20 protein-coding genes are annotated in these 23,515 nt (G+C 54.2%); 5 read left to right on the forward strand and 15 right to left on the reverse strand.

Annotated features, from left to right (window positions below):
* Positions 1–6: 6 nt before the first annotated feature.
* The 3 genes from ACR0EV_RS10910 to ACR0EV_RS10920 are packed head-to-tail and all read left to right on the forward strand — an operon-like array spanning position 7 to position 3,274.
* Positions 7–1,011, forward strand: a complete 1,005-nt coding sequence (locus ACR0EV_RS10910; protein WP_171647907.1) for an ABC transporter ATP-binding protein — start codon at positions 7–9, stop codon at positions 1,009–1,011.
* A complete protein-coding gene (locus ACR0EV_RS10915; protein ID WP_480800095.1) occupies positions 1,008–1,781 on the forward strand; it encodes an L-iditol 2-dehydrogenase in 774 nt (257 codons plus the stop codon). Before ACR0EV_RS10910 ends, ACR0EV_RS10915 begins: the two co-directional genes overlap by 4 nt.
* Positions 1,781–3,274 carry a mannitol dehydrogenase family protein gene (locus ACR0EV_RS10920; RefSeq protein WP_480800096.1) on the forward strand — a complete coding sequence of 498 codons (1,494 nt, stop codon included), beginning with the start codon at positions 1,781–1,783 and terminating at the stop codon, positions 3,272–3,274. The genes ACR0EV_RS10915 and ACR0EV_RS10920 overlap by 1 nt, the downstream gene beginning before the upstream one ends.
* A 42-nt stretch (positions 3,275–3,316) precedes the next feature.
* Here the strand turns inward: ACR0EV_RS10920 and ACR0EV_RS10925 are convergent, their stop codons facing one another.
* The 3 genes from ACR0EV_RS10925 to ACR0EV_RS10935 all read right to left on the reverse strand — a co-directional run bounded on the left by ACR0EV_RS10925 (position 3,317) and on the right by ACR0EV_RS10935 (position 9,445).
* Positions 3,317–3,580, reverse strand: a complete 264-nt coding sequence (locus tag ACR0EV_RS10925) for an FGGY-family carbohydrate kinase (RefSeq protein WP_480800097.1) — start codon at positions 3,578–3,580, stop codon at positions 3,317–3,319.
* A 286-nt stretch (positions 3,581–3,866) separates the two neighbouring features.
* The gene (locus ACR0EV_RS10930; protein WP_480800098.1) at positions 3,867–4,547 is read right to left on the reverse strand and encodes a class II aldolase/adducin family protein; all 681 of its coding nucleotides are present in this window, start codon (positions 4,545–4,547) and stop codon (positions 3,867–3,869) included.
* Between the two features lie 155 nt (positions 4,548–4,702).
* A complete protein-coding gene (locus tag ACR0EV_RS10935; protein ID WP_480800099.1) occupies positions 4,703–9,445 on the reverse strand; it encodes a beta strand repeat-containing protein in 4,743 nt (1,580 codons plus the stop codon).
* Between the two features lie 269 nt (positions 9,446–9,714).
* Between ACR0EV_RS10935 and ACR0EV_RS10940 the strand changes: the two genes are divergently transcribed.
* Positions 9,715–11,808: a tetratricopeptide repeat-containing sulfotransferase family protein gene (locus ACR0EV_RS10940; protein ID WP_480800100.1), complete on the forward strand. Its 2,094-nt coding sequence runs from the start codon at positions 9,715–9,717 to the stop codon at positions 11,806–11,808.
* Between the two features lie 365 nt (positions 11,809–12,173).
* Here ACR0EV_RS10940 and ACR0EV_RS10945 read toward each other — a convergent pair whose 3' ends face one another.
* From ACR0EV_RS10945 to ACR0EV_RS10965, 5 genes are all read right to left on the reverse strand, one after another.
* The gene (locus tag ACR0EV_RS10945) at positions 12,174–12,848 is read right to left on the reverse strand and encodes an NAD-dependent epimerase/dehydratase family protein (RefSeq protein WP_480800101.1); all 675 of its coding nucleotides are present in this window, start codon (positions 12,846–12,848) and stop codon (positions 12,174–12,176) included.
* 153 nt (positions 12,849–13,001) lie between these two features.
* Positions 13,002–13,508: a dihydrofolate reductase gene (locus ACR0EV_RS10950; protein WP_480800102.1), complete on the reverse strand. Its 507-nt coding sequence runs from the start codon at positions 13,506–13,508 to the stop codon at positions 13,002–13,004.
* 32 nt (positions 13,509–13,540) lie between these two features.
* Entirely contained in the window at positions 13,541–14,368 is an 828-nt protein-coding gene (locus ACR0EV_RS10955) for an SDR family NAD(P)-dependent oxidoreductase (RefSeq protein WP_480800103.1), read from the reverse strand.
* A 100-nt stretch (positions 14,369–14,468) separates the two neighbouring features.
* Entirely contained in the window at positions 14,469–15,293 is an 825-nt protein-coding gene (locus tag ACR0EV_RS10960) for an SDR family NAD(P)-dependent oxidoreductase (protein WP_480800104.1), read from the reverse strand.
* Between the two features lie 27 nt (positions 15,294–15,320).
* Positions 15,321–16,268 carry an oxidoreductase gene (locus tag ACR0EV_RS10965; RefSeq protein WP_480800105.1) on the reverse strand — a complete coding sequence of 316 codons (948 nt, stop codon included), beginning with the start codon at positions 16,266–16,268 and terminating at the stop codon, positions 15,321–15,323.
* Between the two features lie 130 nt (positions 16,269–16,398).
* Here ACR0EV_RS10965 and ACR0EV_RS10970 point away from each other — a divergent pair, with 130 nt between their 5' ends.
* Positions 16,399–16,932: a TetR/AcrR family transcriptional regulator gene (locus ACR0EV_RS10970; protein WP_480800106.1), complete on the forward strand. Its 534-nt coding sequence runs from the start codon at positions 16,399–16,401 to the stop codon at positions 16,930–16,932.
* A gap of 234 nt (positions 16,933–17,166) precedes the next feature.
* Here ACR0EV_RS10970 and otnC read toward each other — a convergent pair whose 3' ends face one another.
* From otnC to ACR0EV_RS11005, 7 genes are read right to left on the reverse strand one after another with little or no spacing between them, the layout of a single operon-like run.
* Complete coding sequence (otnC, locus tag ACR0EV_RS10975) at positions 17,167–17,808, reverse strand: 3-oxo-tetronate 4-phosphate decarboxylase (protein WP_480800107.1); 642 nt, start codon at positions 17,806–17,808, stop codon at positions 17,167–17,169.
* Positions 17,805–19,082: a 3-oxo-tetronate kinase gene (gene otnK / locus ACR0EV_RS10980; RefSeq protein WP_480800108.1), complete on the reverse strand. Its 1,278-nt coding sequence runs from the start codon at positions 19,080–19,082 to the stop codon at positions 17,805–17,807. Before otnK ends, otnC begins: the two co-directional genes overlap by 4 nt.
* Entirely contained in the window at positions 19,079–19,876 is a 798-nt protein-coding gene (locus ACR0EV_RS10985; protein ID WP_480800109.1) for an N-acyl homoserine lactonase family protein, read from the reverse strand. Before ACR0EV_RS10985 ends, otnK begins: the two co-directional genes overlap by 4 nt.
* Positions 19,873–20,160: a putative quinol monooxygenase gene (locus ACR0EV_RS10990; protein WP_480800110.1), complete on the reverse strand. Its 288-nt coding sequence runs from the start codon at positions 20,158–20,160 to the stop codon at positions 19,873–19,875. The genes ACR0EV_RS10985 and ACR0EV_RS10990 overlap by 4 nt, the downstream gene beginning before the upstream one ends.
* Positions 20,160–21,671: a tripartite tricarboxylate transporter permease gene (locus ACR0EV_RS10995; protein ID WP_480800111.1), complete on the reverse strand. Its 1,512-nt coding sequence runs from the start codon at positions 21,669–21,671 to the stop codon at positions 20,160–20,162. The genes ACR0EV_RS10990 and ACR0EV_RS10995 overlap by 1 nt, the downstream gene beginning before the upstream one ends.
* Before the next feature lie 4 nt (positions 21,672–21,675).
* Positions 21,676–22,425, reverse strand: coding sequence for a hypothetical protein (locus ACR0EV_RS11000; RefSeq protein WP_480800112.1), 750 nt, complete (start codon positions 22,423–22,425; stop codon positions 21,676–21,678).
* 54 nt (positions 22,426–22,479) lie between these two features.
* Positions 22,480–23,487, reverse strand: coding sequence for a Bug family tripartite tricarboxylate transporter substrate binding protein (locus ACR0EV_RS11005; protein ID WP_480800113.1), 1,008 nt, complete (start codon positions 23,485–23,487; stop codon positions 22,480–22,482).
* Between the last annotated feature and the right edge of the window lie 28 nt (positions 23,488–23,515).

The following is a 23,515-nucleotide window of genomic DNA, read 5'->3' on the forward strand; positions in this document are numbered from 1 at the left end:
CGACACATGGGACGCATTCAACTCAAGTCCGTGACCAAAAGCTTCGGCGACGTGCAGGTCATCCCGCCACTGGACCTAACCATCGAAGATGGCGAGTTCACCGTCTTCGTCGGTCCCTCGGGCTGCGGTAAATCCACCCTTTTGCGCTTGATCGCAGGACTGGAGGATATCACTTCGGGGTCCATCGACATTGACGGTTCGGACGCCACAGACGTGCCGCCCGCAAAACGCGGATTGGCGATGGTGTTCCAGTCCTACGCGCTCTACCCGCATATGACAGTGCGCAAAAACATCGCGTTTCCACTGCGCATGGCAAAACTGGATCAGGCCGAGATCGACAAGCGCGTCGAAGGTGCTGCAAGCGTTTTGAACCTGACCGACTATCTGGACCGCCGCCCCGGCCAACTGTCCGGCGGTCAGCGACAGCGCGTTGCAATTGGCCGGGCTATTGTGCGCGAGCCCGCCGCGTTTCTGTTCGATGAGCCGCTGTCAAACCTCGACGCCGCATTGCGCGTAGGTATGCGGTTGGAAATCAGTGAACTGCACGAACGTCTTGCAACGACGATGATCTACGTGACCCATGATCAGGTGGAAGCCATGACAATGGCCGACAAAATCGTTGTTCTACAGGCCGGCGTGATCGAGCAGGTCGGCAGCCCGCTAGAACTGTACCGCACACCGCGCAATCTGTTCGTAGCTGGCTTCATCGGCTCGCCCAAGATGAACTTCATCGAAGGGCCAGAAGCGGCAAAACACGGTGCCCAAACCATCGGTATCCGGCCGGAGCATATAGCAGTCTCAGAAACCGAAGGTGAGTGGTCAGGGGTTGTCAGTGTTTCAGAGCACCTTGGATCAGACACCTTTTTCCACGTTCACGAAACCGGATTGGCGGAAACGATAACCGTCCGTGCGGATGGCGAGGTTGGGTTCCGCCATGGGGACCGCATCCACCTGACACCACGGGATGACGTCATTCACCGGTTTGACGCAAAAGGTCTGCGGATCGAATGAAACGGCTGGCAGGCAAAACCGCCCTGATCACCGGGGCCGCGCGCGGCATTGGATTGGCGTTTGCCAAAGCATATGTGGCAGAAGGCGCCCGCGTCGCGATAGCCGACATTGAAATCAAGCGTGCGCAGGACGCAGCCGCCGGGATAGGCGAGGCCGCCTTCGCTGTCGAAATGGACGTAACCAGCCAACAGAGCATAGACGCAGCTGTTGCCAAGACAGCCTCGCGTCTTGGCCCCATCGATATTTTGATCAATAACGCAGCCATCTTCACAGCGGCACCCATCGTTGAAATCGAGCGCGCAGACTACAACCGTGTTTTCGACATCAACGTCGCGGGTGCTCTGTTCACAATGCAAGTCATTGCGCGCCACATGATTGATCATGGAACCAAAGGCCGGATCATAAACATGGCGTCGCAGGCCGGGCGCAGGGGCGAACCTTTGGTCGCTGTTTACTGTGCAAGCAAAGCCGCGATTATCTCACTCACGCAATCTGCGGGACTGAACTTGATCTCACATGGGATCAACGTGAACGCCATTGCCCCAGGTGTTGTTGACGGCGAGCACTGGGACGGAGTCGATGCATTCTTTGCAAAACATGAGGGCAAACCGCTCGGCCAGAAGAAACGCGAAGTGGCGGCAGCCGTTCCGTACGGCCGGATGGGTCGCGCCGACGATCTGACCGGGATGGCGGTGTTTCTAGCCTCGGATGAGGCCGAGTACATTGTCGCACAAACCTACAACGTCGACGGCGGAAACTGGATGAGCTGATGGACCCTCTGGCGAACGCAAATCCCCCTGTCAGGTTGCAGCGCAACACCCTGTCAGACCTGCCAGAAACCGTTGCAACGCCCGCGTATGAACGCGCTGACCTTGCGCCGGGCATTGTCCATATCGGGCTTGGCAACTTCCATCGTGCACATCAGGCTTGGTACATTCACCAACTGATGCAGCAAGGTCTGGCCTATGACTGGGCGATCATAGGGGCCGGTGTACGAAACTATGACGCCAAGATGCGAGAGCGCCTGCTGGAACAGGACTGCCTGACAACGTTGATCGAACTAGATCCCAACGGAATAACCGCCGAAGTGATCGGTTCGATGGTTGACTACCTGCCAATCGAGTCCAGCAATGGTACTTTGATCCAATGCATGGCCGAGCCATCCACGAAAATCGTGTCAATGACGGTAACGGAAGGCGGATATTTTCTGGATGCCAACACCGGTACGCTCGGCCTTGATCACGAAGATATTCGGCATGATGCAAAAAAACCGGATCGACCCCGTACGGTTTTTGGCGCAATCGTTTCGGCCTTGAAAAAACGCCGCGACGCAGGCCTCAGACCGTTCACCGCGTTAAGTTGTGATAACCTTCAGGGCAATGGGGCCATCCTGCGAGAATGTGTTGTCGGGTTGGCGCGGCTGTCCGACTCTGATCTGGCCGACTGGATTGACCAAAACGGCGCGTTCCCCAATTCCATGGTGGATTGCATCGTTCCGGCAACAACAGACCAAGTGGTATCGCAGTGCCGCGCGCTTGGCATCGACGACCACGCGCCGGTCTCTCACGAAAACTTCCGCCAATGGGTGGTCGAAGATGATTTCTGCGCCGGGCGACCGCCGCTCGAAAAGGTTGGAGTGACGTTGACCCGTGATGTCCATAGCTACGAGACGATGAAACTGCGTATATTGAACGGCGGCCACCAACTGCTTGCGAATGTCGGCGAAATTCTAAATGTCCCGACAATATCCGATTGTATGTCAGACCCGAACATCCTGGCATTTTTTCAGAAAGTTCAGGCAGATGATATTTTGCCTTATGTCGAGGCCGTTCCCGGAACAACCGCGAAAGAATACTTGGAGTTGGTTGAGAAGCGGTTTGCAAACACCGCAGTTCATGACACGACGCGCAGGGTTGCGTTCGACGGATCAGCACGGCATCCGGGCTTTCTGCTTCCCTCGCTGCGCGATGCGACAGCATCTGGGTCTTCCGCAAACGGGCTCGCACTTGCCGAAGCGTTCTGGTGCCGGATGTGTGCAGGTGTTCGCGAAGATGGCACGGACATTGAGCCCAATGATCCGCAATGGGACACCCTGCACAAAACCGCGCTGGCCTCTAAAGCCGATCCGGAATTGTGGCTGGAACAGCGTCAGCTTTACGGCGATTTCGGTCGCGGAACACGCTTTTCCATAGCCTTTGCCGACTGGTTGAACGCGATTTGGCAGAATGGAAGTCGGGCAACGATAGCTCGGTACATTGCATGATTTACCCGGCCACTCTGGTTTATATAGCGATCTCATTCTGGATTATCGGCCTTTGATTGTGGTCCCATGGTCCGTCTGCGTTTCGACGATCCGCCGCAGACCGTAAATTAACGGATAGAGGTCAGCGAAAAAGAAACTGACTAAGCTGCCCAGCGACTTGTCCATGTCCAATCCCGCAATCACCGCATCTGTACGCGGGTCGGTAAACGGGGCACGATTACCACGGAACTCGGGGACGATATGCAGGTCGCGGGCGACTTCAACGAGATAGCCAGAAGTGTCGGCCAACTCCGTTGCTTTTGTCACGAGCCAGTTCGAAACCAACAGACCCATATTTTGTTGCGTTATCTGAGGCGTAACGGGCAACAGCACCCCGTTCTAGCCAGTAAGGACCAGAGAACACGAGGCATCGAACTTGATACCGGTGAAGGCTTTCGGGGAGACCTTGTTTTTGGCTGCCGATGCCTGCATAGCGTCACAGCCTTGCAATCGACCCTCTGAACGAAAATCCTTGTGCCTGCGCTGTCAGCCCCGACATCGACCTTCAAGAAAATCACATTGATCCCGTCACGTCTGCTTTTCTCTGGCTTTGTTAGCTACGGGGCCGTGCAACGTCATCAGTACCCTCAGAGTCAGGCCCAAGACCATATTTCATGCGCTGCATCTGATCGATTACACGTGACATTTCATCATCCGACAGAACCGGAGGCTCCCCAAGCGGCAACGCCAGCACATAGATGCGCGACAACGTCTCGACCTCGGTCGCCAGCCAAAGAGCTTCGTCCAAAGTCTTGCCAATCGCGATCTGTCCATGTTGGGCCAAAAGACATGCAGTTCGGCCCTCGAGCGCAGCCAGCACAGCATCAGACAGGTCCTGAGTCCCAAAGGTTGCGTATTTCGCGCAAGGGATAGTTGTGCCGCCGGCCAAACCAATCATGTAGTGAAACGCCGGAATCTCACGGTGGTGGCAAGCAAGCGTAGTTGCGTAGACCGAGTGACAGTGCAGGACGACATCGATGTCCGTGCGGTTTTGTAGAATGTCACGATGGAACCGCCATTCCGATGATGGTCTGCGCCCGACATAGGTGCCCTTGAAATCCATCTCTACCAGATCGTCGGGTTTCATCTTGTCATACGGCAGAGATGATGGCGTGATCAGGAACCCGTGCTCAAAACGGGCCGACAAATTGCCAGCCGTACCCTGATTAATTCCAGAGGCATTCATCTTTAGGCACGTCTCGACCATGCGCTCGCGCAATTCTCGTTCAGTCATTGAGGCGGGCTCCTTGTCCGTTTGCGGCCTTGCACGATTGCTTCACCTACTCTGCCAAACCAGGCGAAAATCGGCAATCTGAACAACCAAAAGCCGGAACCAGCCATGCGGTTCCGGCTCTGTCTGTTTTACTATCTAAAGCGCTCCAGTTGGTTTTAGAACGACCACCTCAACCCGGCTTGGAAAAACGGTCCCTGAGCATCGTCGCCGATTTCCTGTTCCGCAGTGACTTCCAGATGAATGCCACCCTGAAGGTCGTGTTCGTATCCGACCAGCACGCTTGCACCAGTGAAATCCGTCGAGGCAAAAGTAAGGTTCTGCGTCGATGAAAACACGGTGACCGTTGCATTGTCATCGCCCAAGTCACGGCGGAGAACACCACTTAGTTGGCCGATCAGCAAACCACCATTGGCAAGGGACATTTCTGCTTCTGCGCCCAGTCGGGCTTCAATCACCTCGGTGGTGGTGTCGCTTACGGTGGCGTTTGCGGATGAACCAGTTTCAGTGTAGCCATCATTCTCCTGCCGGGTGTAACGGACATCTGCAAAGCCCAACATATCCACGGTGTCGCTGACCTCAAACCGTCTGTCTGCGCCGATATAGGCGGTCAACAGCGTGCTGTCATAGGCAGCCTGCGCGCTTGCACTACCGGTGATTTCGCGCGTGCTGTCGGTTGACAACCAGCCATATCCCAGACCTGCTTCCACCACATAGGCTCCGAACTGACGGCCAACCGCGGCATCCAAATAGAAGCCGGTGGTGTCAAAATCGGCGTCATTGCTACCGTTGGCGTCGAACACACCCATACCCAGAGCAATGGCGAGGCCATTCTCAATCTGGCCCGAGAAACCCGCACTGCCGTTGAAGACAGTGACATCGGTGTCAAAGTTTGGATCAGTTTCAAACCGACGAGACGAAGCGTCAATCTGAACAAACGGACGGAACGCACCGAAAGTGACACCGCGTGCGGCGTCAAAAGTTCCCGACCGGGTCACTTCCTCCTGCAAACCGAAACTGAGCGCACCACCCGAGCCACCGACAAGGCTGCCGTAGAAGGCGACAACATCTCCGGACACTGCAAGTTGGTCGCTGTCAACAGCCGCATAAATGGGCGCGGCTCCGCCTTCATTCTGCACAAACCAAGCTGAGTTCGAGTTGGAGACTGTGGTGTTGAAAGTACCAACACCAGGCGCCGCATCCTCGAAGCTGAACACTGCGTTACCGCCTTGCGCATCCAGATTCACGTTGTGGTCCTGAACCCTTATCAGACCTCCAACCTGATCCTCGGTATCGACATTCAGCGTTCCAGAGCCTGTACCCAGATAGATCGCATACGCCTCACCGCCCGTGGACGACGCGGAAACCTGGCCAACATCCGTGATCACGCCATCAAAGTTGTCGAACCGCACACCATAGGCGTTGGCCTCTGAACCGCCAGACGCGGTGGCGGAAATTACACCAGTATTCGTGAACGAGCCCTGCATGTCCGACGCCCAGATACCCGCTGCGCTGGCTTCAGCACCTGAAGTACCGTTCGCAATAGCGGCCGAAGCCCTGAGAGTGCCCGAGTTGGCAATATCCGCGTTGGTGACGCCGGTGGTATAGATGCCATAAGCTTGAGCATCTGTGGCACCGGTTGCCGAGGCCGAGATCACATCAGTGTTCACGACGCTGCCATCCACACCATTGCGCAAGTTGAGACCACGTGCATCCGCTTCTTCCGTAGCCGAGAACGCGGTTGTTGAGATCACGCCTGAATTGGACAGTTCACCGTCAAACCCGCTGGGGGTATAAATGCCATAAGCTGTCGCATAGGCGCTGGTACCACCATCAGAGTTTACCGTAATTGAACCGCTGTTCGACACGTTGCCGGTCAAGCCACTGCTGACATACACGCCATATGCTTCCGCCGAGCTGGTGTTGTCGATCGCATCCACCGAAATGGAACCTGAATTCGTCAGATTACCTGTCAGACCGCCTGAGATGTAAATCCCCGCAACGGTCGCTTCCGAGAACCCGTCCCCCGAGGCCGAGATCGACCCGGTGTTCGTGATATTCCCGGTCATGCCGTTTCGAACGTACAGACCGTAGGCTTCCGCCTCTTCTGTCTGGTCGGTTGCAACAGCGGTGATCGAACCTGAGTTTTGGAAGTCACCCGTGAAGCCGCTGGAGATATAAAAGCCGGCAACAGTCGCTGAGGAATACCCATCCCCACGCGCAAATACGGACCCGGTATTGGTGATGTTGCCCGTCATTCCACTGCTGACGTACAGACCATAAGCATAGGCTTCGTCGGTTTGATCAGTGCCCACAACTGAAATCGAACCGGAGTTCTGGAAATCACCAGTCAAACCGCCAGTAATATAGAAACCTGCAGCAGTAACAGAAGAGTATCCGTCACCGCGCACGTCAACAGTACCAGAATTGACGATGTTGCCTGTCACGCCGTTCCTGACATACAGGCCAATGGCCTCGACTTCATCATCAACCTCGGCGCCAGCGCGAACTGTGATCGTTCCGGTGTTGATGAAATTGCCATCCAAACCGTCGCGAATTTCGAACGCTGTGGCATCCGCAGAAGAAGCCGCACTGGCTGCTACGCTAACGCTGCCCGAGTTGAGGATGCTGCCTGCCATATGGCCGTCTACATACAAGCCAAGGGCGCTTGCGTCATCTGCACTCGATGCCGCCAGGACACTGATCGAACCTGAATTGACAAAATCGCCGGTCAAATCACCTTCGATATACATCGAAGCGGCATCCACCTGATTTGTCGTGTCGTTGGAATTGGCCGTGACGCTGATGTTCCCTGAGGTTGTGATGCCACCTGCCGCGTTCCCATCGACATAAAGGCCAACCGCCTCAAAAGCAGTGCTTCGGGAAGGTGGACGCGGCGGACGGGGGGGGCCGACCGGCGCGGGTGACGTGGTCATTTTCGTCGCGCTGACGTCAATGTTGCCCGTATTCACGAATTGCCCGTTAAGATCGCCGTCGATTTCCAGGCCACGTGCCTCAACCGTATCCTCAGCAATTGCTGTTGCAGAAATGGTCCCGTTGTTGACCACATCGCTGGCCACGGAGTCGTCCGAGTAAAAGCCAGCCACAGTTGCATCGCTGTCGGTAGAGTTGGCAAACACGGTGATCGTACCTGTGTTTTGAAACACCCCTGTCACACCGTCGTCGACGTAGATTCCATAGGCGTAGGCAGACGATTCCTTTGCAAATCCCTGTACCGTGATCGTTCCGCTGTTTTGCACAGCGCCGTCCAACTCGCCGGACACATAGAGGCCATAGGCTTCGGCCGTATCGGTTTCATCGGTTGCAACGGCTGTGATCGAACCGGAATTGGTAAAATCACCAACAAGGTCGCCGCTGATGTAAAAGCCAGCCACTGTAGCCGACGAATACCCCTCACCCCGGACGTTGACAGTGCCCGAATTGACGAGGTTGCCTGTCATGCCACTGCTGACATACAAGCCGTAGGCTTCGGCCTCACTGTCAGTTGTGCTGCGCGCCTCAACGGCGATTGTTCCGGTATTCGTGAAATTGCCGGTCAGACCACCGCTGATGTAGTATCCTGCAGCCGTGACAGAGGAAGCAACCACTGCCTGCACGTTGACAGTGCCGGAATTGACAATGTCACCGGTCATGCCGCCTCGGACATAAAGACCGTATGCTTCGGCATCATCAGTGGCAGCAAACGCTGCAACGTTAATTGTGCCAGAGTTGTTGACGTTACCGGTCAGTCCGCCCCGGATATAGAAACCAGACGCCGTTGCACTGGCGTCACCTGCGCTTGTTGACCTTGCAGTGGCACTGACTGTTCCGGAGTTTGTCAGGTTCCCGGTCATTGAGTTTTGAACATAGAGCCCTGCGGCATCAGCAAATGAAGACCCCGCTGTCGCGTTCGCGGTCAAAGTTCCACTATTGGTGAAGTTGCCGATCAGGCCGCCATCAAGGTGATACGCCCAGGCAGTAGCCGAAGTGTATGCGTTCGCATCGACGATCACGGAGCCCGAGTTGTTCACGTTCCCGGTCATCAACCCTTGCACACTCACGCCGATCGCATCAGCCGAGGTTCCGTTTTGTGTTGCGGTGGCTTGCAGCGTGCCCGAATTGTTCAGGTTCCCGTTCAATTGGCCCTGAAATTGGACCGCAAGTGCCGAGATTTGTGTGCCATCCTCGGCAACCGCACTGACGGTTCCGCTATTCACAATGCTCGTGTTGACATCGGCATTGAACATCAAACCAATGGCCGCCGCTTGGGTCGAGGACAAAGCACTTGCTCTGGTCGCGATCGTACCTGAGTTCAGCACCGACGCGGTGGCTGCAACAGTATTTCCAAAGACAATCCCCGTCGCAGAAGCTGTGCCGCCCGCCGTTGAGATCGCATTTACAGAGATCGTGCCTGCGTTTCGGACGGTTCCGGCAACGGTTCCACCCAAGATCACGCCAGCGCCAAACGCGCTGCTGGAAGCACCAACATCAATTGCAATCGTGTTATTGTTGATGATCTGCCCTGTTTGTTGCAGATTCCCAGCAACAAGAAGCCCGATACCCGGCACGCTTGTTGGGGCCGGTCCGCTAATGGCGCCATTGTTCGCAAAGATGCTGGAGTAGCTGGGTGCAGCAACAACAACGCTGGGTCCACTACCGGTTGTATAATTCACTGCCCCTGTTGGAGTAATCGAGTGATTTATGTCGCCTGCCAGAACAGCTTGAGTGTTTTGGGGTGCCGAGATGACATCAGCAGTTGCAATGCCCACTGAAATTGCAGCCACAGACACCGAAGCAAGGAACACCGACGGAGCAATACTCGCGACCTGTCCTTTAAATTTAACTACACGACCACCACGCGCCACACAGCATTGTGTGCGCTTCGTTGCGCTTCCACTCATATTCCGAAGACCCCCTACGGACTTTTGTTTTGGTTTTTCAAAATTGCTAGCTATCGATGAATTTGGGCGCAAATGTGAATTTTAGATAAAAACACCAAATATTGTGTCGTATTGCTGAAATAGCACAGTATATATCAACTTGATACTAAGCACTTTCCTTTGTTTCAAAGGATAGACTGCGCTCATGGAATGTTTTACGAAAAGTCGGATTGTTTGGTGCCGCGGGCACCACAATTTCAAAAATTCAAAACTCGTGATGGGTAAGGCGAATGGTCAAACAGCAACAGATATCGATACAGGACGCTTTTACCCAGAGCATGGCGCATTACGAAAACGGTCGCTTGAAACAAGCCGCTGCTTTGCTGTCTCAGATCATCCAGGCTGCTCCGCAATATGCCCCGGCGCATCATGTTTTGGGACTGATCGCGTTTCAGACCGGACAATCGGAACCAGCGGTAAACGCTGTGGCCCAAGCTGTAAGGCTACAACCTGAGAATGCAGTGTTTCTGACAAATTTCACGGAAATTTTGCGCAGCGCTGGTCAGTTGGACCAAGCTCGTGAAGCCGGTGAACGCGCTGTTCGTCTTGCACCCGGCCACGCGGCAGCGCATTCCAATTTGGGGTTGGTCCACTACGATCTGAAAGATCTGGACCTTGCACAAGCTGCACAAGAGCGCGCCTTGGCTCTCGCACCGGATTTCGATCGGGCGCTCAACAACCTGGGCAGTATCGCACGCGACAACGCGGACCGCGATCTTGCTGTGACGTTCTATGAAAAAGCGCTGCGCATCAATCCGGCGTCATCTGAGACGGCCAACAATCTCATCTCGGTTCTGATCGAAGCAGAAAAAGTGGACGAAGCCCGCCGAGTTGCTGAAACGCATCTTGAGCGCGCGCCTAAAGACGCCGAGTTGCATCGAAATTTTGGCCGGATTTTCTTACTGCAAAATGACTTGGACAAGGCAGAGAACGCTTGCCGCAACGCCATCGCCCTCAACCCGAAGAAGGCCGAAAGCTATGTTGGGTTGTCACAAGTTTTGTTTGAGAAAAACCATCCCAAGCTGGCCGCAGTTGAAGCCGAACAAGCCTTGCGCCTGGATCCCGAAAGTGCAGCGGCGTGCCATCAGACCGCCATTGTGAAAGCACATCTGGGCGATGTTGAAACGGCAAAAACTCTTTATCAAAAAGCGATGGAACTGAAACCGGATCTGGCAGCAAGCCGCCTGGCACTGGGTCATCTCGCACTGGAACAGGGTAATTTTGACACCGCCCGCGCGCATTTCGAAATTGCAGCTGAGTCAACCGATGACGCGCTCAGCGCGCAAATTGCCTTGGCCCGGCTGGACAAGGTCACCGAAGACAGCCCTGTTTTTCAAGCGCTTGAAGCCGCGCTACCGAATGCGCCTTCCATGTTGCCTCAAAAGGCGACGGCGTTTCACTATGCTCTAGGCGATTGCTATGAAAAACTAAAGCGGTATGACGAAGCGTTCGCGCAGTTTGACGCAGGCGCCCAGCTCAAAAGAGCAATGGTGTCCTACGATCCAGCGGAAACCGACCGATTGACCGACGATCTGATTTCCACTTTCAACGCCGACATGATCGCGCGACTGCGGGATGCGTCCGTGTCCAGTAGTAAGCCCATTTTTGTTTTGGGTATGCCTCGTTCGGGCACGACACTGACGGAATCCATTCTAAACGCGCACCCAGAGATCACCGGCGCCGGGGAACTCAACGATTTACAGAACCTGTTCGGACGTCTTGAGAACGGGCAAACTAATGTTCCTCAAGCCATACGGTCGATGTCAGGGGACATTTTGGCTCGGCGTGCCGAAGATTATCTGGATGTCCTGGCCGATCACGCTCAAGGCGAAACACGCGTTGTCGACAAGATGCCCGCGAATTTTCAGTTGATTGGCTTGATACACGGCCTGATGCCAAATGCGCGGATCATCCACATCTCGCGCGATCCGCTTGATATCTGCTTGTCCTGCTACACCCGCCTTTTCGAACGAAGCCAGTTGCACAGCTATGATCAGGTTGAACTCGGTCAGTACTTCAACAACTATGTTCGACTTATGAACCATTGGCATTCGACGTTACCGTCCGGCGCATTCCATAGCATCCGGTATGAAAATTTGGTGGATGACATCGAAACCGTGGCTCGCGGTATGATCGAATACTGTGGTTTGGAATGGGACCCTGCCTGCCTTGAGTTTCATTCTGCCCAACGTCGCGTCAGAACCGCCAGTGTGCAACAGGTCCGCCAACCGCTGTACAAGTCTTCGAAGGAAAAGTGGCGCAGGTTCGAAAAACACCTGCAGCCCTTAATCGAAACGATCGGCGATAATCGCATTTCTTTCTGAAAACGTGTCGTGCCTTTTATCGCTTCGTGACACTGTTTCTATTGACTAACGCGCCCCGCGAAACTTCGCTGCTGCGAGGCGGATTTTGGAGTCTGTTTGAGTGGCAATAGTTTCGACTGCTTTACGTGCCGATGCTAAATGGCGTTCGTAGTGAAAGATGAGTTCTGTTTCACATCGAGAAGTCGTCTGTGGAACGGAAGCATTTGCTGAGAAGTGACGCATGGGCATGTGTTACATCGGCTTGCTTCGCGCCTAATGTGCTGACCCATGGTAAGGCCTGAGTTAACGCGATTGCTTAGCTTGAAGCGAAGCTTCAATAATCCCATGCTGATTTCTTTCACCTAAGCCCAGCCAAAAACAGACATTTAATTTCCCAATAACTCGTGAATGTCCTTCACCTCGAATATCTGGGATGGTCGGTCTGACGACAAGCCGGCAGAAACCATAGCTTGCGCGAGCACGCGATCGGTCGTTCCCAAAAAAGGAAAAAGACGAAGCAAAGGTCCGCCAACCAGCGAAAGAAAACGGTAAATTAGACTGTCGGGGCCACGACCATCTGTTGGGTGAATGTATCCCGCACGAAAAACATATTTCCTAGGAAATGATGTTTGTTCAAGCTGCGCTTCTGCGCGACCCTTTGCACGCGAAAAGAGAACCCGGCTGGTCTCGGAAGGGTCAGCCCCGCTCGCCCCAAACAACACGAAAGATGCTTTTGGGCTCTGTGCTTCAAGTGCGCGGGTGAATGCGGCTTGGTACTCGCACGTGATGCGAAAGTACTCTTCTTCCGATGCGACATGTGCGGTATAGGCCGCAAGACAATAAATACATAGATCGACACCGGCGAAATGGTGGCTGATGTCTTGAAAATCCAGAAAATTATCATGGCGAACTTGCGTTAGCCTCGGATCGGATTGAGGGGCCCCGCTACGTCCGATAGAGACGATTTCCCGAACGTCAGGCTCAGCAAGTAAGAGCTGCAGGACTTGGTTGCCAACCATACCCGTCGCTCCTGTAACCATAACTTTGGAAACTTTGCCCATCTCTTGGTTCCTGTTCGCGCCCGTTTCAGGGATAGCGCCCGCAGCCTTGTCCGAAAATTCCGAGTTGCAACAATTAACTCAAATCCGACGGCGACTGACGGAAATAGTCAAACCAGCAGACCTTTCGACTACCGACGTTTGTGTGCTCGGCACTTACCCCTTCTTGAAATATAGGGTCTCTCCCCCATCCCAGGACTCTCTCTTTACCTCTGACAATGGAGCATCGCGCCAGGAACTGAACGTCATGTCCCCGGCAAGAGGGGTATGGCTGCGGGCTATTACCATTTCGTCTGCATAGGGTAAGACCGCCTCCCACACAGCAACACCACCTCCCACGACGAGAACCTCATCTGTCGACTTAAACCGCTCCACCATATCTATCATGTCGGTCACAATCGTGGCTTTTGTGTTGCCCCTGAGATCGAAGTCTTTGTTTCTGGTCAGAACGAACAGCTCTTTTTCACCCGGATCCAATTTAGAAAAAAGTTCAATGCTGTGCTCGTACGTGACGCTGCCAACAATCGCATGTTCGCCGAAGAACATTTTTCCGATCTCAGCGTCCAATCCTTTCGGTCTTTGCCCGTTCCTGAGGACCCTGTCTTCTTCCCGAGACGCAGCCACTGTATCGTTCTTGTCTGCAACAAAAGCGAGTCTGATCATTTTTACCTATTTCGTTAAAGCGCGAGAACCGGTCAGTCGCGGTTAATTCCGAAGTGGCCAAGGATCATGTTATCGAACTCCCTGTCACTCATGTTCTTCTTCGCTGTGGTGATTGCCTCAGCATCTGCCCCAACCACATAGCGGGTTTTAGGCTCGGGGCTCAGGATAGCGTCGAGCATCGCATCCACAACCGGCTCAGGGCTGGGCGCATCGCTATGACTGGCCTCATAACTGACAGTATAGCTTTCAACCAGCGCCTTGTATTCCTCGGCCGGCGCAATGTGTTCAAACTGTTTTACGACAACATCCGCAAACCCCGTGTTGAAAGATCCAGGTTCAACGATTGAAACGCCAATGCCAAGTGAAGCTGTCTCCAGACGCAATGCATCCGAGAATGCTTCGGCCGCGTGTTTGGACGCAGCGTACCAAGCCGTCAAAGGTCCTGCCACAACACCCGCAACTGAGCTGGTGTTTACAAAACGTCCTGTCTTTGCCTTTCGCATATGAGGCAAGGCCGCCCGTGTCACCAGAACCGTTCCCCAGAAGTTAACCTCCATCTGCATGCGCGCGCGGTTCAGATCGCTGCTTTCAATCAGGTCATACGTTGCGAAGCCTGCGTTGTTTACGCAAACGTCGATACGTCCTTCATCTTGCATGATCAGTTCGACACCCACTTGAACGGCCGCTTCATCGGTCACATCCATGCCCAACGGCCGGGCACCAAGATCTTTGAGATCATCCATGCTCCCCGAGTTCAAATCGGCTGGATAGACGATATGCCCGGCTTCGATCAGTTTGGCGGCAGTGGCCCTTCCAAAGCCAGAAGCCGCGCCGGTGATGAGAATGGTTTTCGGTTCCATGTGAGATGCCTTTCACGGTGACATGAGAACGTTCGGGCAAGACAAAATTCGCTGTCCTGCCCTTCAGCAAGGCAATACCAGTTCAGAGGAGCAACGGCTCTTACTGCGGCCCAATGATTGCCGAGCCGTCGCCGGAACCCAGCATTGTCCAAAGATCAAACTCTTCATCCCCTTCGTAACGAGGCGCATAGGTTGCGTAAGCCTGGGTGATTTCCTGATAGCGCTTATCGATATGAACCATGTTGTGAGCGTGAGAGACTATATAGAATGAGCCTGCCTTGATCTGCTCAATAACAATGCTGGTGTAACGATCCGTTTCCATCGCCGTATCCATGTTGTCGCCAATCTCGGACTTTACAAAGCCCGGCAGGATCAGGCCGACATTGATGAACTCGGGCACTTCGCTGCGCAACGCATCCATCATTCCAAGCAGCGCATGCTTACCCGCGACATAAGCCGCACCGCCGGGGGCACCAAAGAACAGACTGTTTTCAGACCCTACGGCATAGATCCCGGCCGGGCGGCCCGCTTCTATGAATCGCTTACCGAAGACCGAGACACCGTTCCAGACCCCAAAAACATTCACCTTGAAAATGCGTTCGATATCTTCAGGTTTGGAGTCGATAGTCGTGCTGATTACAGGCGGAATGCCCGCGTTGTTAATGATGGCATCGACCTGGCCGTAGCGCTCCCACGCAAAGTCGGCCAGAGCTTCCATATCGGCCACGACAGCAACATCGCAGGATTTGCCGCAGGCTTCGACACCAAATTCCGCAAGCTTTTCAACTGCCTCATCCAGACGATCCTGTCGGCGTCCGGCAAGGACGATGCGAGCACCTTCCTTGCCGATTTGCTTGGCCAGCGAGAACCCGATGCCAGTGGCACCACCGGTTATAACAACAACTTTATCCTGAAAATCCTGCATTGTTTTTCCTCGCTAAATTGCCGTGACTTATTTGGCCGGGATGGTCCATTTGAAATCGACAAGCTCTTCGCTCATAGTCCAGAGCCGATCCCATACCGCTGTATCCTGAGCCGTCGGAGGGATTTTGGCGTCTCCGGGAAGACCACGGAATTCATTCATCTTGCCGGGACCGTAATAGTGGCCACGCTGAGCCTCGGTCCCGGCGGCCGACAACACGGTCGGCAGTGCTCCTTGCGCCGGGGGCTGCGCAAAGAGCGGGTTTGTCACTTTGTAGATGATGTTCAGCAGACCGGCAGGGCCGCTGCTTTGCAGATTGGTGTTAGAATAACCGGGGTGGCAACCGATAGAGATTGCAGAACTTCCGGCGTCTTTCAGCCGGCGATCCAGATCGAGCGCAAAGATCAGGTTCGCGAGTTTCGATTGCACATAAGCACCGGTAGGGGTGTAGTTCTTGGTGGACATCAGGTCATCGAGGTTCATCTCGCCCGAACGGTTGGCGACACTGGTCAGGGTCACGATCCGGCCGGATGCTTTTTCCACCAGGTCCAATAGCAGCCCAGTGAAGAGGAAATGCCCGAGGTGATTGGTACCAACCTGCATCTCAAAACCGTCTTTGGTCTTGAGCTCTGGTGTCTGCATGACGCCCGCGTTGTTGATCAGGCCGTCGAGCTGGTCGAAACGCTGGTGAACATCATCAGCGGCCGAACGCACCGAAGAAAGATCGCCCAGATCCAGTTTTACGACATCGACACTACCCTTCATCCCGGCCTTCAAGTCAGATGCGGCCTTTTGCGCCTTGTCGACGGACCGGCTGGCGATGATCAGGTTTGCGCCCTTTTTGCCAAGGTGCTTCCCAGCCTCGAATCCCAGTCCCTGATTGCCGCCTGTGATTAGGTATGTCTTGCCGGTCAGGTCGGGCAACTGGTCGACGTTCCAATTGCGAACACCAGAATCTTTGAAGAGAGAATGTGACATTGCAGTTTCCTTCACAGAGAGAGGATGAATCTTTGTTCTTGAGACGCTATTTACAATCCAAGTATTTTTTGTCAACTTTTAGGGTGACAAAAAATACTAAAAACGTTACCTTCGTTCCTAAGGAGAAGACATGAACCCCAAGGAAATGCTGATGATGTTTGCCCAGTATGGGCTTCGAAAAACCTCGATGGAGGATATCGCTCGCGCTGCTGGAGTGTCGCGACAGTATATCTATAAGCGTTTCGGCTCGAAGGATGGGGCGTTCGAATGGGTGCTGACGTCTTTCATAGAAGAAATCGTGGATAAGGCGCTGGGCGTTCTAAAAGATGCACACAAGTCCGAAGCCAAAGATTCGATACGTAAGTTTTTTGATTGTTGGTCGGGCGAGATCGTTCCGATAATCGGCAACACAGCCCATGGGGCAGAGATACTTGAAGCCGGTATACGACACGCCAAGAGTTCTGGTACGGATTGGGAAGGAGACCTGATGCTGAAGCTTGCAGCCTTTTTAGTCGATGTCGGTGTTTCGAATTCGATGGATCTTGCAATCGAGCAAGCCAATGCGCTCAACATGGCGTCAAAGGGCATTATGCTCCACACGCAAACCCCACAGGAGTTTAGCGACGCGATGAATCGCATCGTACAAGTTGTGCTCCGCGATTGAACAGACTTGGCGCATGCGCAGTTTGTTTTCCAAACTCTTTGCGACGATCAAATCAGCTGTACTTTGGAAGGAGCAGATTGAACGATTTACATGCCTTTTGTTGAATTGTTCTACGCGTGGCACCGCACCACGTCAGTATGGATTGGAATGAGGAATTCCAATTCAGGATCTCCACACCGCTCGGCGGGTCAAAACAGTAGCAGAGCGGCGGTGAGACCCCCTGATCGACGTAAATCAGAGACTGCCGAAAGTTTCCTTTAGTTCCGCTATTTGTTCGGTGTCCAGCAAACGCGCTGATAAACCACGCAGCATCACGACCAGTTTTGCCGTTTCTTCCAACTCTTCCGCTGCACAAACCGCTGAGAAGAGATCTTTCCCAGAAACGACTGGGCCGTGGTTGGCCAGCAGAACAGCGCTGTGCTTTCCATTCAACGCGCGGATCAATTCACCAGCACGCGGATCCCCAGGCTTAACATACGGAACCAGCACGACTCTGCCCAGGCGCATCACGGAATAGGGTGTAAGCGGTGGGATACAGTCCTTCGGGTTCGTGTCGATTAGGCAAGAAAGAGCAGTTGCGTAGGTCGAGTGCAGATGCACCACCGCGCCCGTCTCAGGCCTTGTGTCATAAAAGGCTTGGTGCAGAAAAATTTCCTTGGTTGGCTTATCCCCGGAAAGGTGATTGCCGCACTGATCAATCTTGGCAATGCGCTCAGGCTCAATATTACCCAATGTCGAGTTTGTCGGTGTCATTAGGATACAGTCTTGAAAGCGTACTGACACATTTCCTGCAGTACCAACAGAAAAACCCCTCGCAAACAGCGAGGCGCATAAGTCAGACATCCGTTGCCGCAACGCCAGTTCATCGGATCTCATTGGCTCAACTTCATCATTTTGAGAGCCTTCGCAAAAAAGTCCGGAGCGCCAAAATTTCCTGACTTTAAAGCCAAAGCAATGGGGTCCGTTGTACCAACACTTAGGATTGGCACCCCCGGGTCGATCTCTGGGCCAACAGACATTGCTGGCGAATTTGTGGCTTCTGAGACAGCCTGTGCAACGGCGCCCGATGTCTCCCCCCCGGCCACAACCAACCGCTTATACCCTTTTTGAACAAGAACACGCGCAATGTCTGAAAACAGATTGTCCAACTTAGCTGCTACAATTGCCGGACCAAATTGATTTTGGATCGCACGTACTTCATCCGGGCCTCCTGACGAGTAAGCCAAAGGCGCATGATCTGAATGTGTTTCAAAGAACTCCACCAGAGTGTGCGATGTCACATTTCCGGACATAACGCCCGGAACATCAATAGCTAAAGTGGGATGAGATTCCGCGTGAGTTTGGATCTGCGCACGAGTTGCACCGGAACAAGATCCGGCCAGTGCCGCTGCGGGCCCGTCGATTCCGACAAACGAAGGGCCAGAAATTTCGCAAGAAGCGTCTGCAAGAAAGTTTCTGGCCAGCCCAAGTGCAATACCCGACCCACCGGTAACAAGCTTGGCATCCTTCAAGGCTTCACCCCAAGCCATCAGATCTGCGTTCGAAATCGCATCGCCAATCACAAATCGATGACTAGCATTTCGCAAACTTTTCGCGATCGCTTCTGGTCCTGACGCCACTACATCAATAGGAACCAACCCAACAGGTTCTTTGGTTTGGTGCTGTAGCCAACGCCTGATATTGGCATCTGTCATCGGAGTCAGCGGATGCTTTTCCATTCCAGACTCATGCAACGGCTTCCCAAGCACAAAAAGATGGCCTTGGTAGACAGTGCGCCCAGTGGTCGGAAAGGCGGGGCAGAAAACAACTTTCTGCGCTTGCAACTCGTCGGCCAAAGCCTCTGCAACGGGACCGATATTTCCTTCTTTGGTGGAATCGAAGGTCGAGCAATACTTGAAAACAAACTGCTGGCATCCTTGGTCCGATAGCCACCGCAGAGCCCGCAGGCTTTCTGCAACAGCTTCTTCAACAAGCGCGGTACGGCTTTTAAGCGAGATCACACCTGCTTCAATTTCTGTATCAATCGGCGCGTTCGGAACACCTGCAAACTGAGCCGTTCGCAGCCCTCCTTCCGGCCCAGCACCTTTTGCCAGAGTGTTCGCAATATCACTGGCACCGGTAAAGTCATCGGCTACTACACCGATCTTCATATCTCGATCTCCCGCAACGGCCCCGGATCCAACCGATTGATATGCGGCGCGACACCAATTGGAAAAACCGTGCGCACAAGCGGATCGTGTCCAGGCACGATTAACCGAGGGTGCGAGGCCAACTTTTCTAGTGTCTCAAACCCCTTCATCATGTTCTGCAAATCGACCACAATGGGGAAGGCTTTGCGCGCCATGAAGTTCTCGTAGTAGTGCGAGGCGTCCGAGGCCAAAACCATCCATCCTGCGGCCGTTCGCACACGCACGCATTGCAACCCTTGTGAGTGGCCACCAATGCAATGAACAGTCACCCCTTCGGTGATCTCAGCATTGCCATCGTGAAAAATGACCTTGCCGGAATAGAGACGTTTCACGGCCTCGCAGACATGGCCTGCCGTGAAAGGAGCGCGTAAGTGATCATCGCACATGCAAGAGCCGGTTGCGAAAGCCATTTCAGCCGATTGCAAGTGCAGAGTGGCGTTCGGAAACATGTGCAATCCACCTGCGTGATCGTAGTGCAAATGCGTCACGATCACCTGGTTGATCGCCTCGGGCGTAATCCCAAGCGGCCGCAGTGCCTCGCGGGGATCCATGGCGATTGGGCGTCCTCGCGCGACGGCCTCTATCGCATCGTAACCGGTGTCTACCAACAGCACCTCGTCCCCGCGCTGTAAAACCCAAACGAAATAGTCCATTGCATGGGGCGCTTCGTGATTGTCATCAATGATGAAACTGTCCGCCCGCGTCCGGGCGTTGCGATCCGCATATTTCACTGCGTGAACTTCCCAATCGCTCATCGAATTACCTCGGAAAACTGGTGAATGACTTTGTCGGCGATCATATCAGCTACAGCTGTATCGAATGACTTGAAATGCGTGCTCTCAAGATGAGCGTCGAATGCAGCAAGGTCATCATAGAGCTCGTACAGGAAAATAGTGTCCGGATCATCGCCGAGGCAAACATCGAACTGCCGGCATCCGGGTTCATAACGCTTTGACGCCGAGGCGTTTTCAATCATCAACGGCAGAAAACCACCCCTCATGCCGGGCTTCAAAATGAACATCACGGTAACTGCGAACATCAGGCAGACAATCCTTTCAGGCGTGAAAATGCGCGTCTTGCAACAGGCAATTGGCTGACGATCAGACCAACGTTGAGTACCAGCAGAATGGCGGCACCGGGTCGCGACACGAAGACCGAAAGATCTCCGTCCGACAGAAACAGGGAACGCCGGAAGGTTTCGTCAAAAAGGCCACCCAAGATGACACCGATAACAAGCGGGGCGATTGGGTACTTCATCAGGTTCATAAAGTAGGCAACTGCGCCGACGCCCAGCATCAGGTAAAGATCATTGATACCGCCACCGACACTGAAAGAGCCGATCGTCGTCAGCACCATGACAACCGGCAAGAATACAGTCTGCGGGATGGCAAGTACCTTGATAAAGACCCGGGCCGTGAAAAGGCCCATTAGGAACATCGTCAATGAGGCCAGAACCAGGATTGCAACCACCCGAAGAATGATCTCTGGGTCAATTGTCGGTCCCGGGATCACGTTGTTGATCTTGAAAGCCCCCATCAAGGCCGCGGCCGGTGGCGAACCGGGAATACCAAGCACAAGAAGCGGGATAAGCGCGCCGCCGATACAAGCATTGTTCGCCGTTTCCGAACACAACAAACCTTCAAGCGAGCCTTTTCCGAACTTGCCCCCTTCGGCGGACACGGTCTTACCTACACCATAGCTGACCCAACCGGCGACATCCTCGCCCACGCCCGGAAGCGCACCGACCCCGGTTCCGATCACCCCTGATCGACCGATAGTTGGTAAGTAAAGCCGGATCGATCTCAGGTTTGGCAGAATACGCCCTTTCAGTGCCAGAACCTTGCCGGCTTCGACATGTCGTAAGCCTTCGATGATTTGCGGTATGGCAAAAGCCCCCATCAACACGGGCACCACCTGAAACCCGCTCATCATATAAGACCAACCAAAGGTGTAGCGCGGTTCAGATAGCAAAGGGTCGAGCCCGACCATGGCCATCGCAAGCCCGATCAGACCGGCGATCCATCCCTTAATCACCAGGTCTTCGCTCATTAAAGTGCCAGAAAGCAGGATGCCGAACAGGGCCAGCAAGGCTTTCTCCGGGCTTGCGATGTTCTTTGAGACCAGAAGCAACGCCCAGACGAAAATCAAAAGCGTGATGGTCCCGATTACCGTACCTATGAAGCTGGCCGTAGTGGTCAGCCCAAGCGCTTCGCCGCCTCGTCCCTCTTTCGCCAGAGGATAACCATCCATCGCCGTCGCCGCACTGGCCGCTGTACCGGGTATGTTCAGCAGGATAGAAGGGTACGAGCCGCCGTAGATCGCGCCGACATAAGCCCCCAGCAGCGCAATCAGCGAATAGTCGAGCGGAATCTTGTTGCCGAAAAAACCTGTCAAAATTGTCACCGCCAACGTGGCCGTCAGGCCGGGCAGCGCGCCGAAGGTGATGCCCAGAAACACGGACCCTATCAAGTACAGATAGGTCAGCGGATCTCCCGCCAATCCAACGAACGCAGTCCCAAATCCCGCCAGTTGCGAAAGGATAAAGTCCATCCGATCAGTCTTTCCATAACGGACGAAACGTCACGTAGTAGTGGTATTCGATTTGTTTGAAGATCAGCCCACCGCGCGCAGGGACATTCTGGCGGAACACGAAAGCCATCGCGCAAACCAGAATGAGAGGGGCCAGAATGGCTACAAAGGGAACGGCGCGCAAAACCCGTTCAGAGCCCGCCTTGGTCAACACTAACAGGGTCAAGCCGATCCACAACACAAGCGTGACCCAGTCGTCGATATGCGCGTTCCAGTCCGCATTTTCCCGAAAGCCAATGAAGGCAAATAGTCCTGCAGCAACCACGGTTACGCAGGAAGCCAATGCGCGCCGCGCGTGTCCGCCATAGTAGCCGAACGTCAACGCCGTGATCAGCAGGCCGGAGCATAGAATGAAGTCCACTCTGGGAACCAGACCAACGACATAGGCCAAAAGAATCAAGCCGATTGTTGACGCTCGAAAAACCTCAGATCTATCCCATCCGATACTGACTGCGCTGAGCGCGTTCTGTGCTCCACCCGACCGAACGGAAATGACAAGCAAAACGAAAGCCAAGACAAGCAGTCCACCAAAGATAAACAGCGGAACGATTGCAGCCGAATTGTACCAATCCGAACCACTGACGCCCGCACGGTTTTCACCCCAAAGGGGGATGTCCAATGTCTTCCAAAGGAAAAAAACTGACATTGCCATCAGAACAAATGAAGCCCAGAAATCGCGCGACCGCATAACCAGTGTTTCATCGACCTTGTTCATGTCTTCTCTCCCTTCAGAAAGGGCGCATCAGGCACGCCCTTTCCGCGGTTTTTGTCAGGGCTTTTCGATACCCAGCGAGGCGGGATCGACTGTGGCAGCGCCCAGGTCCTTCAACGTATAGGCAAAGGTGGCTTCCAGGTTGGCGAACAGCTCCTGAGCTTCCTCGCCATGTTGACCACCAACATCGTAGTTGTTTGCTGCAGCCCATTCGGCGACCGTCTCAGACGCAATCGCCTGTTCGAACGCATCCCCCAAAGCGGTCTTTACGTCATCCCCAGCCGAGTTATGTACGGCAAAGCCGATCGCTTGCTTGAGCGGCAGATATTGATCAAGACCGTCATAAATTCCAAAAGCGGAAGGCACTGACTTTCCAGCAATCTGCGCATCTTCGGGCGTCAACATCGCAAGCGGTTTCAATTGGCCCCCTTCGATCAACGGGGCTTGCTCCGCCAACGAGGTCACAACCAAAGCAACCTCACCAGCGATGGCCGCTTCTTGACCCGGCGCTGATCCTTTGTACGGTACAAATTTGAACGCTGCGCCCGAGCCTTTTTCAATGGCCAGAAGGTTCAGATGATGGATGGATCCTGCGCCAGAAGCCGCAGCCGGAATGGTGCCGGGGGCCGCTTTGGCAGCGTCGACCAGTTCTTCTAGCGAATTGTAAGGGCTGTCTGCAGGGACCGAAATAAGATCCGGTGATCCGCCAACAATGAACGGATACCAGAAATCAAATTTCTTGTCCCAGCCACCTTGCACGGCTGCGGTGACGTTTGACTCGGACAGCCCAACCAAAGTGTAGCCGTCGTCCGGCTGGTTCATCACATAGACCATGCCATTGGAACCGGCGACTCCACCCGTTTGATTGATTACGTTGATCGAAACCGGCAAGTGCTTTTCCATCTCAGCCATGATCATGCGGTTTATCGTGTCAGTGCCACCACCGGCCCCCCACACCACCGCTGTGGTGATATCCCTGTAGGGGTAGTCTTGCGCAGCTACAGCCCCTGCAATCCCGGTCGCCACCACAGCCGCAGCCGCCAAACGCCCTAGTTTCGATTCCATGTCCAAGTCCTCCCAAAAACATCTTTGC

It is taken from the genome of Ruegeria sp. CF8, assembly GCF_056537285.1.